Source organism: Aliiroseovarius sp. (genome assembly GCF_965228805.1).
Lineage (GTDB): Bacteria > Pseudomonadota > Alphaproteobacteria > Rhodobacterales > Rhodobacteraceae > JASBTN01.
Window position 1 is genome coordinate 37,936 of the sequence record NZ_CBDDIE010000001.1, and the last position, 15,685, is coordinate 53,620.

Annotated in this window: 12 protein-coding genes; 8 read left to right on the plus strand and 4 right to left on the minus strand. The window is 65.8% G+C overall.

Going from position 1 to position 15,685, the window contains the following annotated elements:
* Window positions 1-17 precede the first annotated feature (17 nt).
* Complete coding sequence (locus ACO07D_RS00185) at window positions 18-1,124, plus strand: saccharopine dehydrogenase family protein (RefSeq protein WP_421700905.1); 1,107 nt, start codon at window positions 18-20, stop codon at window positions 1,122-1,124.
* A gap of 1 nt (window position 1,125) precedes the next feature.
* On the plus strand, window positions 1,126-2,640 hold the full coding sequence (locus tag ACO07D_RS00190; RefSeq protein WP_421700906.1) for an aldehyde dehydrogenase family protein: 1,515 nt from the start codon (window positions 1,126-1,128) through the stop codon (window positions 2,638-2,640).
* Between the two features lie 32 nt (window positions 2,641-2,672).
* On the opposite strand, the gene ACO07D_RS00195 is transcribed toward ACO07D_RS00190, so the two are convergent.
* Entirely contained in the window at window positions 2,673-3,527 is an 855-nt protein-coding gene (locus ACO07D_RS00195) for a LysR substrate-binding domain-containing protein (protein ID WP_421700908.1), read from the minus strand.
* A 138-nt stretch (window positions 3,528-3,665) separates the two neighbouring features.
* On the opposite strand from ACO07D_RS00195, the gene ACO07D_RS00200 reads away from it, so the two are divergent.
* From ACO07D_RS00200 to ACO07D_RS00220, 5 genes are all read left to right on the plus strand, one after another.
* Window positions 3,666-4,841: a pyridoxal phosphate-dependent aminotransferase gene (locus ACO07D_RS00200; protein ID WP_421700910.1), complete on the plus strand. Its 1,176-nt coding sequence runs from the start codon at window positions 3,666-3,668 to the stop codon at window positions 4,839-4,841.
* Window positions 4,838-6,040 (plus strand): acyl-CoA dehydrogenase, encoded by a 1,203-nt coding sequence (locus tag ACO07D_RS00205; protein WP_421700911.1) that lies wholly within the window; start codon window positions 4,838-4,840, stop codon window positions 6,038-6,040. Before ACO07D_RS00200 ends, ACO07D_RS00205 begins: the two co-directional genes overlap by 4 nt.
* Window positions 6,041-6,146: 106 nt before the next feature.
* The gene (locus tag ACO07D_RS00210) at window positions 6,147-8,336 is read left to right on the plus strand and encodes a dehydrogenase E1 component subunit alpha/beta (RefSeq protein ID WP_421700912.1); all 2,190 of its coding nucleotides are present in this window, start codon (window positions 6,147-6,149) and stop codon (window positions 8,334-8,336) included.
* Window positions 8,337-8,609: 273 nt separating this feature from the next.
* Window positions 8,610-9,638, plus strand: coding sequence for an ACP S-malonyltransferase (locus ACO07D_RS00215; protein ID WP_421700913.1), 1,029 nt, complete (start codon window positions 8,610-8,612; stop codon window positions 9,636-9,638).
* 19 nt (window positions 9,639-9,657) lie between these two features.
* Window positions 9,658-11,004 (plus strand): MmgE/PrpD family protein, encoded by a 1,347-nt coding sequence (locus tag ACO07D_RS00220; protein WP_421700914.1) that lies wholly within the window; start codon window positions 9,658-9,660, stop codon window positions 11,002-11,004.
* Here the strand turns inward: ACO07D_RS00220 and ACO07D_RS00225 are convergent.
* The 3 genes from ACO07D_RS00225 to ACO07D_RS00235 are packed head-to-tail and all read right to left on the minus strand — an operon-like array spanning window position 11,001 to window position 14,027.
* Window positions 11,001-11,687, minus strand: a complete 687-nt coding sequence (locus ACO07D_RS00225; RefSeq protein WP_421700915.1) for a GntR family transcriptional regulator — start codon at window positions 11,685-11,687, stop codon at window positions 11,001-11,003. The two genes, ACO07D_RS00220 and ACO07D_RS00225, sit on opposite strands and share 4 nt — an antisense overlap.
* Window positions 11,680-12,840: an acetylornithine deacetylase gene (gene argE / locus ACO07D_RS00230; RefSeq protein WP_421700916.1), complete on the minus strand. Its 1,161-nt coding sequence runs from the start codon at window positions 12,838-12,840 to the stop codon at window positions 11,680-11,682. The genes ACO07D_RS00225 and argE overlap by 8 nt, the downstream gene beginning before the upstream one ends.
* Window positions 12,841-12,842: 2 nt before the next feature.
* Complete coding sequence (locus ACO07D_RS00235; protein WP_421700917.1) at window positions 12,843-14,027, minus strand: M24 family metallopeptidase; 1,185 nt, start codon at window positions 14,025-14,027, stop codon at window positions 12,843-12,845.
* A 158-nt stretch (window positions 14,028-14,185) separates the two neighbouring features.
* Here ACO07D_RS00235 and ACO07D_RS00240 point away from each other — a divergent pair, with 158 nt between their 5' ends.
* Window positions 14,186-15,559 (plus strand): aspartate aminotransferase family protein, encoded by a 1,374-nt coding sequence (locus tag ACO07D_RS00240; protein ID WP_421700918.1) that lies wholly within the window; start codon window positions 14,186-14,188, stop codon window positions 15,557-15,559.
* Window positions 15,560-15,685 lie beyond the last annotated feature (126 nt).

Here is a 15,685-nt window from a genome sequence, read left to right on the forward strand (position 1 = left end):
GCAAGACGGAGGAGCGCATGTCCTGGAATATCTGCGTTGTAGGGGCCGGCAAGATCGGCCAGATGATCGCGACCCTGCTCAAGGGATCACCGAATTACCGCGTGACCGTGGCGGATCACGACCTCAAGGCGCTGGCGGAGATCGCCAAGCTCGGCGTGGCGACGAAACAGATCGACGCGACGGATGAGGCGGGCCTGGCCGAGGGGCTGAAAGGCTTCGACGCGGTGCTCTCCGCCGCGCCCTTCTTCCTGACCCCGGCCATCGCCAAGGCCGCCAAGACCGCCGGCGCGCATTATTTCGATCTGACCGAGGATGTGGCCGCCACCGACACCGTGCGCGCCCTGGCGCAAGACAGCAAAACCGCCTTCATGCCGCAATGCGGTCTGGCCCCCGGTTTCGTGGGCATCGCGGGCGCCGCCCTGGCCGCCGAGTTCGACGATCTCGACAGCCTGCACATGCGCGTGGGCGCACTGCCGCTCTATCCGACCAACGCGCTGAAGTATAACCTCACCTGGTCCACCGACGGGCTGATCAACGAATATTGCAACCCCTGCGACGCCATCGTGGCAGGCGAGCGGGTCAAGACCGCGCCCTTGGAGGATTACGAACGTCTGGGCCATGACGGCGTGGAATATGAATGTTTCAACACCTCCGGCGGTCTGGGCACCCTGCCCGAGACGCTGAATGGCAAGGCGCAGGCGGTGTCCTATCGCTCGATCCGCTACCCGGGCCATTGCGACATCCTGAAACTGCTCTTGCACGATCTGGGGCTGGAACGCCGCCGCGACCTCTTGAAGGAGATCTTCGAAACCGCCCTGCCCCGCACCGACCAGGACGTGGTGCTTGTCTTCTGCACCGCCAAGGGCCGCATCAATGGCGAGCTGCGCGAAAAATCCCTGATCAACAAGAGCTTCGCCCGCCAAATCGACGACGCAACATGGAGCGCCATCCAGGTCACCACCGCCGCCGGTATCCTGGGCGCCGTGGACCTGATGCGCACCGGCAAACTGCCCACCCAGGGCTTCGTCAAGCAGGAGCAGATCAAGCTCGACGATTTCCTGAACACCGAATTCGGCCAGCTCTACCGCGCTGGCGACACAAACCCCATGAACAAGGCGGCCTGAGATGAAGGACATTCACGTGACCCCCGAAACCACCCTGTCGAACCTGGACCTGACCCCTGCCGAGCTGACCGGCGGCAGCCTGCGCGTGACCTCGCCAATTGATGGCCGCGTATTGGGCGAAGTGACCGAACTGCCCGTCAGCGAGATGGCAGGCGTCTTCGCCCGCGCCCAAGCCGCCTTCAAGGCCTGGCGCACCGTGCCCGCGCCGCGCCGGGGCGAGTTGATCCGCTTGTTGGGTGAAGAACTGCGCGCCGCCAAGGACGATCTGGGCGCGCTGGTCAGCTGGGAGGCGGGCAAGATCACCTCCGAAGGGCTGGGTGAGGTGCAGGAGATGATCGACATCTGCGACTTTGCCGTGGGCCTGTCGCGCCAGCTTTACGGGCTGACCATCGCGTCGGAACGCCCCGGCCACCGGATGATGGAGACCTGGCATCCCGTAGGCCCGGTCGGTGTGATTTCCGCCTTCAACTTCCCGGTTGCGGTCTGGTCCTGGAACGCGGCGCTGGCGCTCGTGTGCGGCAACCCGGTGATCTGGAAACCGTCCGAAAAGACGCCCCTGACGGCGCTGGCCTGCCAGAAGATATTCGAACGCGCGCTGGCCCGGTTCGGCGACGCGCCCGATGACCTCTTGCAGGTCCTGATCGGCGGCGCGGACCTCGGCCAAGCGCTGGTTGCCAGCGAAGAGGTGCCCGTCATCTCCGCCACCGGGTCCACCCGCATGGGCCGCGCCGTGGCCCCCATCGTCGCGGGCCGCTTTGGCAAGTGCATTCTGGAGCTTGGCGGCAACAACGCGATGATCGTCGGCCCCTCTGCCGACCTTGAAATGGCCGTGCGCGCCATCGTCTTTTCCGCCGTCGGCACCGCCGGTCAGCGCTGCACCACCCTGCGGCGCCTGATCGTGCACAACTCGATCCGCGAAGACCTGGTCGCGCGGCTCAAGAAGGCCTATGCGGGCCTGCCCATCGGCAACCCGCTGGAGGACGGAACCCTGATCGGTCCGCTGGTCGACGAGGCCTCGGGCGCGGCGATGAGCGCGGCCCTGGACGCCGCGAAAGCCCAGGGCGGCGCGGTCTTCGGCGGCGCGCGCGTGACGGATGGCGTGCCCGAGGGCGGCACCTACATGCAGCCCGCCATCGCCGAAATGCCCGCCCAATCGGAGGTCGTGAAAACCGAAACCTTCGCGCCGATCCTTTACGTGCTGGGCTATGACGCGTTCGACGAGGCGCTCGCGATCCAGAACGACGTGCCGCAGGGCCTGTCCTCCTGCGTCTTTACCCTGAACATGCGCGAGGCCGAACAGTTCCTGTCGGCGGCGGGCTCGGACTGCGGCATCGCCAACGTCAATATCGGCCCGTCCGGTGCGGAAATCGGCGGCGCGTTCGGGGGCGAGAAGGAAACCGGCGGCGGGCGCGAAAGCGGCTCGGACGCGTGGAAGAGCTATATGCGCCGCCAGACCAACACGGTGAACTACTCCGCCGAACTGCCGCTGGCGCAGGGCGTCAAGTTCGACATCTAAGTCGCCATTGAAACTGGCAGGCAGGCGCGGCCCTACCCCCGCGCCTGCCTGAGCAACCAATCGGAAAACAGCTGCGCCGCCTCATTGCGCTGCCCCAGGGGCGTGGCGATGAAATAGGCGCTGTCCGACCCTCCCGCGACCTCCCCCACCACCTGCAAGGCACCCGAGGCCAGCTCTGCCTCGACCAGGTACGATGGCAGGATCGCCGCCCCCAACCCGGCCACGGCCCCGGCAATCAGCATGGTGAACTGGTCAAACCGCAGCCCCGCAAACACCGCCCGCGCGCCCAGCCCCAGTTGGTCGTGATACCCGGCCCAAAGATCGGGCCGCGAGGTCAGGTGCAAGAGCGGCAGGTCAAAGACCTGTTCGGGCGTGGCCACCCCATGGGCGCGGATCAAATCCGGCGCGGCGGTCACCACCAGATGCTCCGGCTGCAAGTGCCGCAGCCGCGCGCCCGGCCAGTCATCCCGCCCGAAGTGAATGGCCAGATCCTTACGCCGTTCCTCCAGGTTGAAGGGCTGGGTGTAGGATTGCAGCTCCAGCTCGATGCCCGGATGGCGCGCCTTGAAATCCGGCAGGCGCGGCACCAGCCAGCGCGCGGCAAAGGTCGGTAAAACGGCCAGCGTCAGCAAGGACGCCCCCTGCCCTGCCGCAATCGCCCGGCCAATGGTGCCGGAAAGTCGCTCCAGATCCCCCGACAGCTCCGCCTGCAAGGCCCGCCCGGCCTTCGACAGCCGCACCGCGCGGCCGACCCGGCGAAACAGCGACACACCCAAAGTGGCCTCCAATTCGCGCACCTGCCGACTGACCGCGCCCTGGGTCACGCCCAGTTCTTCGGCGGCCATGGTATAGCTTTCATGCCGCGCGGCGGCCTCGAAACTGCGCATCAGGGCAAGGGACGGAAGGGCGCTGTATTTCGGCACGGCAACTCATGAGCTTTGGTCATTAATATGATACATATACACGCCTTATCCTCAAGTGATTTCCCCACTAGACTCCGCCGGACCCAGACCACGAGGCCCGCCATGACCTTCCAACGCGCCACCCGCCTGAACGGCATTGAACTCTCTGAAATCGTGCAGATTTCCGAGGCTGCGCGACGCCTGCGTGCCGAAGGGCGTGATATCCTGGCGCTGTCCACCGGAGAGCCCGACCTGCCCACCCCGCCCCATGTGGTCGCTGCCGCGCATGAGGCCGCCTTGGCCGGCAAGACCAAATACCCGCCCACCGCCGGGGTGCCCAAGCTGCGCGCCGAGATCGCCCAGCAGGCCGGGGTGACACTGGATCAAGTCGTGGTTTCCACCGGCGCGAAACAGGTCATCGCCAATGCCATGCTGGCCACGCTGAACCCCGGCGACGAAGTCATCATGCCCGCCCCCTATTGGACCAGCTATTCCGATATCGTGCGCCTGGCCGGTGGCACGCCCGTGGTGCTGCCCTGCCCGATGGAGCAGGGGTTCAAACTGACCCCCGAGCAGCTCGCCGCCGCCATCACACCGCGCACCCGCTGGCTGATGCTGAACACGCCGTCAAACCCCTCCGGCGCGATCTATAGCCGCGACGAAATCGCCGCCCTGGCGCAGGTGCTGGCCCACCACCCCCAGGTCTGGGTGCTGGCGGATGAGATCTATGCCCACCTCAGCTACGTGCCCTTTACCTCGGTCGCCGAAGCCGCGCCGCAGTTGACCGACCGCATGTTGATCGTGAACGGCGTCGCCAAGGCCTGGTCGATGACCGGCTGGCGTATCGGCTGGGGCATCGGGCCTGCGGACCTGATCAAGGCGATGATCACGGTGCAGGGCCAGCTGACGTCCGGCGCCTGTTCGATCTCGCAATGGGCATCGCTCGCGGCAATCACCGGCGACCCGGCGCTCCTGGACCAACGCCGCGCCATCTTCGCCGCCCGCCGCGCCCTGGTGGTGGATGCGCTGAACGCCATCCCCGGCGTGACCTGTGCCGCGCCTGATGGTGCCTTCTACGCCTTCCCGTCGATTGCCGGGCTGCTGACGGAAAACGGCGGGCGTCTTGACAGCGATGCCGCATTCTGCGCCTGGCTGCTTAACGAGGCCGGTGTCGCCCTCGTGCCCGGCCGCGCCTTCGGATTGGCTGGACATGTCCGCCTCTCCTTCGCGTATGCTGAAGACACGATCACGGCGGCGCTGGCGCGCCTGACCTCCGCCCTTGAAAGGACCCCCGCATGAAACCGCAATCCGCCCCGCATCTTGGCCCCTTTTCCTGGTCCGACCCTTTCCTCCTCGAAGACCAGTTGGCCGAGGACGAGCGCATGGTGCGTGACGCCGCCGCGGCCTACGCCCAGGACCGGCTCATGACCCGCGTCACCGACGCCTTTGCCACGGAAACCACCGACCCCGAGATCTTTCGCGAGATGGGCGAGATGGGCCTCTTGGGCACCACCATCCCCGAGGCATATGGCGGCATCGGCGCGGGCTATGTGACCTATGGTCTGGTCGCGCGCGAGGTGGAGCGGGTGGACAGTGGCTACCGCTCGATGATGAGCGTCCAGTCCAGCCTGGTCATGTACCCGATCTACGCCTATGGCACTGACGAACAACGCAAAAAATACCTGCCGAAGCTCGCCAGCGGCGAGTTCATCGGCTGTTTCGGCCTGACCGAACCAGACGCGGGCAGCGATCCCGGAGCCATGAAAACCACCGCCAAGAAGACCGATGGCGGCTACGTTCTGAACGGGTCCAAGATGTGGATCTCCAACGCGCCGATCGCGGATGTTTTCGTCGTCTGGGCGAAATCCGACGCCCATGAGGGGAAAATTAAGGGTTTCGTGCTTGAAAAGGGCATGGCCGGGCTGTCGGCCCCGAAAATCGAAGGAAAACTCTCGCTGCGCGCGTCGATCACGGGCGAGATCGTGATGAATAATGTCGAGGTGGGCGCGGATGCGCTGCTGCCCGATGTCGAGGGGCTGAAAGGCCCGTTCGGCTGCCTGAACCGCGCGCGTTATGGCATCGCCTGGGGCGCGATGGGCGCCGCCGAAGCCTGCTGGCACGGCGCGCGGCAATATGGGCTGGATCGCAAGCAGTTCGGGCGTCCGCTGGCGCAGACGCAACTGTTTCAGCTGAAGCTCGCCAACATGCAGACCGAGATCACCCTGGGCCTGCAAGCCGCGCTGCGCGTCGGCCGCCTGATGGACGAAGCGAAAGCCGCACCCGAAATGGTCAGCCTGATCAAGCGCAACAACTGTGGCAAGGCGCTGGAAATCGCCCGCCACGCCCGCGACATGCACGGCGGCAACGGGATCAGTCAGGACTTCCACGTGATGCGCCACATGGTGAACCTCGAGACCGTGAACACCTACGAAGGCACCCACGACGTGCACGCCCTCATCCTCGGACGCGCACAGACCGGGTTGCAGGCGTTTGTTTAAAGGGCGGAGCCGGGGGCTGTCTGCCCCGTCGCCCATGCCGCTCGGACCAATGGCGCGGCATGGGCAACCCCCGAGGATATTTCTGGAAAGATGAAAAGGGCAGGACATGGATCGCGCCGCCATCGTACATGAGAACTTCCTGCGTCGGGTCGCGGCGGGGGATCTGCCCGCCGGCGCGCCGCCTGCCGGGCCGCTGGACAGCGCGCGCGCCGTGGGGCTCTATCGCGCGCAATGTCTGAGCCGGGCGCTCGACCGGCAAAGCCGCGCGATGCAGAAGGCGGGCCAGGGGTTCTATACCATCGGCTCGTCTGGACATGAGGGCATGGCCGCCGTCGCCGCCGCCCTGCGCCCGACCGACCCGGCCTTCCTGCATTACCGCGACGCGGCCTTTCAGATCGCGCGGTCGGACCAGGTGCCCCGGCAGAATCCGGCCTGGGATATCCTCTTGTCGTTCGCCTCCTCCAGCGAGGACCCGATCAGCGGCGGGCGGCATAAGGTGCTGGGATCGAAGGAGTTGTGCATCCCGCCGCAGACCTCGACCATTGCCAGCCACCTGCCCAAGGCGGTCGGCGCGGCCTATGCCATTGGCGCGGCCCGCCGCCACCGGCCCGAACACGCGGACATGCCCGATGACGCCATTGTCTATTGCTCCTTCGGCGATGCCTCGGCCAACCATTCCACCGCGCAGGGCGCCTTCAACACCGCGCAGTGGACGGCCTATCAATCCGTGCCCCTGCCGCTTCTGTTCTGCTGCGAGGACAACGGCATCGGCATTTCCACCAAGACGCCCAAGGGCTGGATTGCCGCCTCTTTCGCGCACCGCCCGGGGTTGAAGTATTTCACCTGCAACGGGCTGGATATCTTCGAGACCTACCAGGTCGCCGAGGCCGCCGCCGAATACGTGCGGACCCGCAAGAGGCCCGCCTTCCTGCACATCCGCACCGTGCGGCTTTATGGCCATGCGGGCGCCGACATGCCCACCACTTACATGCCGAAGGCCGAGGTCGAGGCGGAGGAGGCAAACGATCCGCTTCTTCACTCCGTGCGCCTGCTGCGCGAGGACGGCGCGCTCATGCCCGAGGCCGCGCTGGCGATCTACAATGACACCAACGCGCGGGTGGCCCGCGTGGCCGATCAGGCCGTGACCCGCCCGCGTTTGCAGACCGCCAACGATGTGATGGAGAGCCTCATTCCCCCCGCCCGCAGCTGCGCAGCAACGAATGGCCCTGATCCTGACCGGCGCGCCGAGGTCTTCGGCGGCGACCTCAAGGCCCAGGCCGAGCCGCAGATCATGTCGCGGCTGTTGGGCTGGACCCTGACCGACCTCATGCTGGAACACGGCGAGGTGGTCATGATGGGTGAAGATGTGGGGCGCAAGGGCGGCGTCTATGGCGTCACGCAGAAGCTGCAGGCCCGCTTCGGCCCCGACCGCATGATCGACACGCTGCTGGACGAACAATCCATCCTGGGGCTTGCGATTGGCATGGCGCAGAACGGGTTCCTGCCGATGCCGGAGATCCAGTTCCTCGCTTATCTGCACAATGCCGAAGACCAGCTCAGGGGCGAAGCCGCCACCCTGCCTTTCTTCTCGAACGGGCAATATACCAACCCGATGGTCCTGCGGATTGCCGGGCTGGGGTATCAGAAGGGGTTCGGCGGGCATTTCCACAATGACAACTCGGTCGCCGTCCTGCGTGACATTCCGGGGCTGATCCTGGCCTGTCCGTCGAACGGCGCGGATGCCGCCATGATGCTGCGCGAATGCGTGCGGCTGGCGCGGGAGGAGCAGCGGCTGGTGGTGTTCCTTGAGCCCATTGCGCTCTACCCGATGCGCGACCTGCACGAGGCGGGGGATGGTGGCTGGATGCGACCCTATCCCGCCCCGACCGAACGCATTCCCTTTGGCGAGGTCGGTGTCGACGGGGACGGCGACGACCTGGCGATTGTCACTTTCGGCAACGGCACCTACCTGTCCCACCAGGCCCGCGCCGCGCTGGAGGCCGACAGGATCAACACCCGCATCATCGACATGCGCTGGCTGTCGCCTCTGCCAAAAGAGGCCCTGACCCGCGCGATCGCTGGTGCCAAACGCATCCTGATCGTCGATGAAACCCGTCACCACGGCGGCGTGGCCGAAGCGCTGATGGCGCATTTCCACGAGGCCTGCGACGTGCCGCTCGCCCGCACCACCGCGCATGACAGTTTCATAGCCACCGGCCCGGCCTATGCCGCGACCATGCCGTCGAAGGACAGTATTGCGGCGGCGGCACGGGCGCTGATGGAGGAGGGGAAATGAGCCTAACCCTCCCAAAACACCCGCCCCACCATCACGGTCAATTCGTGAGCGAAGTCACTCCCGTCGGCAACCTTGTGGACTTCAAGGACCAAGTGGATGGCTCTGTCGTATTTGACACCGTGTGTTTTCATGTTTCGCACCAGCCCTTCGTTGAAAAGGGGCAGGGAAAGGATACCGGGGTATTTCATCGTTGCTCTCCATTGAATCTGAGTTGCGGAGAGCATCGGGCAAGACAAAATGCGCCCCAATGCACACAAGCCTAGAGGGGTCGACATGAAGAAAACTGCCGTCATCATCTGCCCCGGTCGGGGCACCTATAACAAGCCGGAGCTCGGCTATCTCTCGCGCCATTTCCCGGACGCCGCCCTGTTGACCCGCTTCGATGACATGCGTCAGACCGCAGGCCAGGACACGCTCAGCGCGCTCGATGGCGCCGCGCGCTATTCGGTGGCGAAACACACCCGCGGCGACAATGCCTCGGCCCTGATCTATGCTGCCACGCTGGGGGATTTCCGCGCGCTCAACACCGAGACCATCGAGGTGGTCGCGGTCACCGGCAACTCCATGGGCTGGTATAGCGCACTGGCCTGTGGCGGGGCGCTGTCGCCTGAAGATGGCTTTACCGTGGTCAACACCATGGGCACGCTGATGCAGGAGAGCCTGATCGGCGGGCAGCTGATCTACCCTTTCGTGGACGAAAGCTGGGCCCCGAACCCCGCCCGCAAGGCGGAGCTGTTGGAGCTGGTCGACAGCCTCAACACTGGCGCGGCCACTCTGACCCTGTCGATTGACCTGGGCGGCATGCTGGTGCTGGCGGGCAACGAGGCGGGGCTCGCGGCGTTCGAAGCCGCCGTGCCCGTGGTGCAGGAGCGTTTCCCCATGCGGCTCGCCAACCACGCCGCCTTCCATTCGCATCTGCAAGCCCCGGTCGCCGCCGCCGGGCGCGCGCGTCTGGGCGCGGATCTGTTCACCCAGCCCGACCTGCCGCTGGTGGACGGGCGAGGTCACATCTGGTGGCCCGGCGCCTGTGATCTTAGTGCTCTCAGGGATTACACGCTGGGCCATCAGGTCGTGGAGACCTATGATTTCACCGCCGCCACGCGCACGGCGGCGCGGGAATTCGCCCCCGATCTGTTCATCGTGCCCGGCCCCGGCACCACCCTGGGCGGGGCCGTGGCGCAGAGCCTGATCCTGGCCGACTGGGCCGGGATGGGTGACAAATCCGCCTTCCAGACCCGCCAGTCCGCCGATCCGATCCTGGTGTCGATGGGCATGGATGACCAACGCGCCCAAGTGACCTGAACCAAACAAGGACCCCGCCATGCCCCGTTTCGACCAGTTCGCCGCCGATCTTTCCTATGACGACCTGCCGGATGCGGCGCTCTGGACCCTGCGCCGCTCCTTTCTGGACACGATGGGCGTGGCGGCGGTGGGGTCCACCACGCCGATGTCGGCCATTGCCCGGCGCACGGCCCCCCTGATCTTCGGTGCGGGTGGCGCGGGGGCTTCGCGCATGTTGATGGATGGGCGCTCGGTCAGCCCGGTCGGCGCGGCCATGGCCGGGGCCTTTACCGTCGACAGTATCGACGCCCATGACGGCACCACGCCCTGCAAGGGGCACGCGGGGTCGGCGATCTTTCCCGCGTTGATCGCCATGGCGCAGGCGCAGACCGACGCGCTGGACGGCAAGCGTTTTGCCGAGGTCCTGGCCACGGCCTATGAGGTCTCCTATCGCGCCGGTCTGGTCCAGCACGCCACCTGTGCCGACTACCACACCTCGGGCGCCTGGACCGCCGTGGGCGTGGCGGCGGCGGGCGCAAAGCTGCTGGGCGGGAACGCCGATCAGATCCGCCAGGCGGCGGGCATCGGCGAATACCACGGCCCGCGCAGCCAGATGATGCGCTGTATCGACCACCCGACCATGGTGCGTGACGGGGTCGGCTGGGGCGCGCCCTCGGGCGTGACGGCAGCCTACCTGGCGATGGAGGGCTTTACCGGCGCCCCGGCGCTGACCTGCGAGGGGGCGGAGAGCGCAGAATTCTGGGCCGACCTCGGCAGCGGCTGGCGGCTGGTGGATCACACCCATTACAAGGCCTACCCCTGCTGCCGCTGGGCGCATCCCTCGTTGGATGCAGTCGCCGCCCTGCAGGCAGACCACGGGTTCACCCACAGGGATATCGCCAAGGTCGAAATCCGCACCTTCCACTACGCCACCCGCCTCGCGGGCCACGAACCGAAGACCCAGGACGAGTTCGCCTATGCCATCGCCTTCCCGGTCGCCGCCATGTTGGTGCGCGGGCAGGTCGGGGTCGCGGAACTATCGGATGCCGCGCTGAGCGACCCCGAGATCTTGGCCCTGAGCCACAAGGTCACCCTGATCGACGACGACGAGATGACACGGATTTCCACCGACAAACGCTGGGCGCAGGTCACGATCACCCTGACCGACGGGCGCCGGTTCAAAGACGCCCCGCGCAGCCCGCGTGGCGACGCCGACCTGCCGCTGTCGGATGGGGAAATCCGCGCCAAGTACGACCAGCTTGCCCGCCCGGTTCTGGGTCAGGCGCGGGCGGATGAGATCGCCGCATTGGCCGTGGAATTCGACGCGCTGGACGCGGATGGTCTGACCCGCCTTCTGACCCTCTGCACCGATCCGGTCGGGGCCTAACCCGCCCCGCCCCGCTGCCTGAGCCGCTGAAAGCTCATCGAGATATGGGCGCGTTGCATATGGGCCACGGCCTCCAGATCACCTGCACGCAGGGCCAGGCGGATCGCCTCCAGCTCGTGGTGAAAGATGCGGAATTCTTCGGTCAGGTCCAGCTGCGCCTCGATCGCGGCGGTCAGCCACAGGCGTTTGGTCTTGTAATAGAGCCGTTCCAGCATCTCGCGCAGGGGGGCATTTGCGGTCAGCTCCAACAGGGTCTGGAACACCTCCATATCGAACCGGGTAAAGGCGCGCGGCGTGCCGGAGGTGATCATCTCGGCCCCGCGATCAATCAGCCCGTCCAGGCGCACCATGAAGTCAGGCCCGGGCACCACCGGGTCAAGCCGCCCGGTCAGCTCGGTCAGCTCCAGCCGCAGGCGGTATTCCTGCTCCAGCTCGGAAATCTCGGCATCGGTCACGATGGTGCCAACCCCGTGCACGGATTGCACCAGGCCTTCATCCTCCAGCCGCGCCAATACGCGGCGCATGGGCGTGCGGGAGGTGCCGAACTCCTCCGCCAGAGCCACCTCCGACAGGCGGGTGCCGGGTGGGTAGTCCAGCAGGCAGATGCGCTGGCGGATCTCGTGATGCATCGCGTCATGGCGGTCGCGCACGCTGGGGGTGGTGTCGCCCTGATCGTCAGTCATGGAGCCTCTCTGCCAGCCGTTCCAACATGCCCAGACACTGCGCCAGCTGGTCCAGCGCGATATATTCATCTGCCTTATGCGCCTGCTCGATCGAGCCCGGCCCGCAGACAACCACATCCGTGCCCAGGGCCTGGAAAATACCGGCCTCGGTGCCAAAGGCAACCAGGTCGGCGGTATTGGCCCCGGTCAGCTCGGCGACGATGCGGCGGGCTTCGTTTTTGTCGGTCGGGATCAGCCCCGCCACCTCGCCGATCACCTCCAGGTCAATCGTCGCCTCCGGATGCACCGCGCGCATCTGCGGCAGCAGGGTTTCCGCGCAGAGCCGCCGCAGGCTGTCCTTGACGAATTCCGCGTCCCCCGGCTGCACGGGCCGCATTTCCCAATCCACCTGAGCGGTGGGGGCAATCACGTTATGTGCCACGCCGCCGGTCAGGGCGCCGACATTGACCGTGGTCCAGGGCGGATCAAACCGCCCGCCCGCAGGCGCCATCGCGCGCAGCTGATCCTTCAGCCCCAACAGGTGATGCACATAGCGCACCGCGTATTCCACCGCGTTCACGCCGTGGTCGGGCAGCGACCCGTGGCCCGGCAGGCCGGAGAACCGCGTGGTGTATTCGTAACAGCCCTTGTGCCCTTCGATGATGCGCATCTCGGTCGGCTCACCAATGATGGCAATACCGGGGGTCAGGCCGCGCGTTTTCAGCACCTCGGCCAGGTGCTGCGCGCCGAAACAGCCGATCTCCTCGTCATAGGTAAAGGCAAAATGCAGCGGGCGGTCGGCGACCTGCGCCGCGAAACTCGGCGCCATCGCCAGACAGGCGGCAATGAACCCCTTCATGTCGCAGGTGCCGCGCCCGTACAGCCGCCCGTCGCGTTCCACCATGCGGAACGGATCGCTGGTCCAATCCTGATCCGTCACCGGCACCACGTCACTATGCCCCGACAGCAGGATACCCCCGTCCCGCTCCGGCCCCAGCGTCGCAAACAGATTCGCCTTGGTGCCACAGGGCGCGGTGATCAGCTCAACCCGCGCGCCCGCATCCTCCAGCAGCCCGGCCATATGGGCGATCATCGCCAGATTGCTGTCGGCGGACACGGTGGGAAAGGCGATCAGCTCGCCCAGGATCTCGGTCGTGCGGGTCAGGGCCTCCATGATCACTCCTTGACGAACAGCCTGCGCGGCACGTCGCACAGCGCCTCCGCCGACCCGTTCTCGGTGATCAGAATCGTCTCGGTCGTCTCCAATCCCCACGTGTCCATCCACAGGGCGGGCATGAAGTGGAACGTCATGCCGGGCTGCAAGACGGTGGTGTCCTCGGTGCGGATCGAGGCCGAGCGTTCGCCCCAATCCGGCGGATAGCTGAGGCCAATCGGATAGCCCATACGCCCCTCGCGCTGGATACCATGTTTCGCCAGCACGGACATGAAGGCATTGGCAATGTCGCAGGTGCGATTGCCCGCGCGGGCGGCGTCGAGCCCCGCCTCGATCCCCTCCAACTGCGCCTGTTCGGCATCCAGCATCTCCTGCGGCGGTTTGCCCAGATAGACGGTCCGGCACAGCGGCGCGTGATAGCGGCGGTAGCAGCCCGACAGTTCAAAGAACGTCGCCTCGCCCGCCCGCATCGCATCACCATTCCAGGTCAGATGCGCGGCGGTGGCGTCCAGACCCGAGGGCGTCAGCGGCACGATGGCCGGATAGTCGCCCCAATCCTCCCCCACCCCGGTAATCCCGGCGTGAAAGATATCCGCTACCAGGTCGTTCTTGCGCACCCCGGGGGCGGCGCGGTCGATGGCGGTGGTGATGACCTTTTCCGAGATCCGCGCGGCCTTGCGGATAAACCCGATTTCCTCGTCCGATTTCACCAGCCGCTGCCAGTTCACCAGCGCGGTGGCATCGACCAGGGTTGCACCCGGCAGCTCCTCCCCCAGCACCGCATGGGCCTTGGCGGAGTAATAATAGTTCTCCATCTCCACCCCGATGCGCGCGTTCCCGTGCCCCAGCGCGCGAATGTGACCCGCGAGGTCCTGCATCGGGTGGCGCTCGATCGATTGCACGTAATGGTCGCCGTAGCCGTGAATGTTGTCCGCCTCCATCCAGCAGGTGCGGCCCGCGCCGATACTGTCCATGTGGCGCCCCCACCACACCGGCGCGCCCTCCATCCCCAACAGCACCCCCTGGTGCACGTAGAAGGACCAACCGTCATAGCCGGTCAGCCAGGCCTGGTTCGACGGATCCGTGACCAGGATCAGGTCAAGCCCCGCTTCGGCCATCGCGGCGCGGGTCAGGGCGATGCGGCGGTCATATTCGACCTGCGAGAAGGGGGCGGTTCCCTGGGGCATTCTTGATCCTTTCCGGGCTATGAGATCTTGTGATGTATACAACCACATTTCTTTTATGGTGTCTTTTGTCGATTGCTGTAGGTTTTCAGCCGAAATGCAAGCGATTCTGATCGCGTTGTGTACATATTCTACCATCTGCCCATGAAAGGACGCGCCTGATGCTCAAGAACGACCAGCTGGACCAATGGGACCGCGACAGTTTCTTTCACCCCTCGACCCACCTGGCGCAGCACGCGCGCGGCGAGGCCGCGAACCGGGTGATCAAGACCGCGCAAGGCGTGCATATCGAGGACCGCGACGGCACCCGCCTCTTGGACGCCTTCGCCGGGCTTTACTGCGTGAACGTGGGTTATGGCCGACAGGAGATTGCCGAGGCGATTGGCGAACAGGCCAAAGAACTTGCCTATTACCACGCCTATGTCGGCCACGGCACCGAAGCCTCGATCACGCTCGCCCAGATGATCCTGGACCGCGCGCCCACGAACATGTCCAAGGTCTATTTCGGCCTCGGTGGCTCGGACGCGAACGAGACCAACGTCAAGCTGATCTGGTACATGAACAACATCCTTGGCCGCCCGGAGAAGAAGAAGATCATCTCGCGCTGGCGGGGCTATCACGGCTCGGGTCTGGTGACAGGCTCGTTGACGGGGCTTGAGCTGTTTCACCGCAAATTCGACCTGCCGCTGGCGCAGGTGATCCATACCGAAGCGCCCTATTATTTCCGCCGCGCCGACCTGGATCAGACCGAAGACCAGTTCGTGGCCCATTGCGTGGCCGAGCTGGAAGCGCTGATCGAACGCGAAGGCGCCGACACCATCGCCGCCTTCATCGGCGAACCGGTTCTGGGCACCGGCGGCATCGTGCCCCCGCCTGCGGGCTATTGGGCCGCGATCCAGGCAGTGCTGAAGAAACACGACATCCTGCTGGTCGCTGACGAGGTCGTCACCGGCTTTGGCCGTCTGGGCAGCATGTTCGGCTCGGATCACTACGGGATCGAGCCCGATATCATCACCATCGCCAAGGGGCTCACGTCTGCCTATGCGCCGCTGTCGGGCTCCATCGTGTCCGACAAGGTGTGGAAGGTGCTGGAGCAGGGCACGGACGAAAACGGCCCCATCGGTCACGGCTGGACCTATTCCGCCCATCCCATCGGCGCGGCGGCGGGGGTGGCGAACCTCAAACTGCTGGACAGCCTCGATCTGGTGACCAATGCAGGCGAAACGGGCGCCTATCTGAACCGCACCATGGGTGAGGCGCTGGCCGATCACCCGAACCTGGGCGAGGTGCGCGGCCAGGGCATGCTTTGCGCCGTGGAACTCGTGAAAGACCGCGACAGCCGCAGCTTCTTCGACCCTGCCGACAAGATCGGGCCTCAAATTGCCGCGAAGCTCTTGGAGCAGGACAAGATCATCGCCCGCGCCATGCCGCAGGGCGACATCCTGGGCTTTGCCCCGCCCTTCTGCCTGACCCGGGACGAGGCCGACCAGGTCGTCGCGGGCACGGTCCGCGCGGTCAAATCCGTGCTGGGGTAGCACCCACAAGGTGGATTGACCGGCCCACAGGATTGCTCTAGCCCTAGGCCTACGCAGGGGAGTCCCGCTTAGGGGACTGAGAGGCTGACAGGGCATATGCCCGGTGACGCGACCCTTTGAACCTGA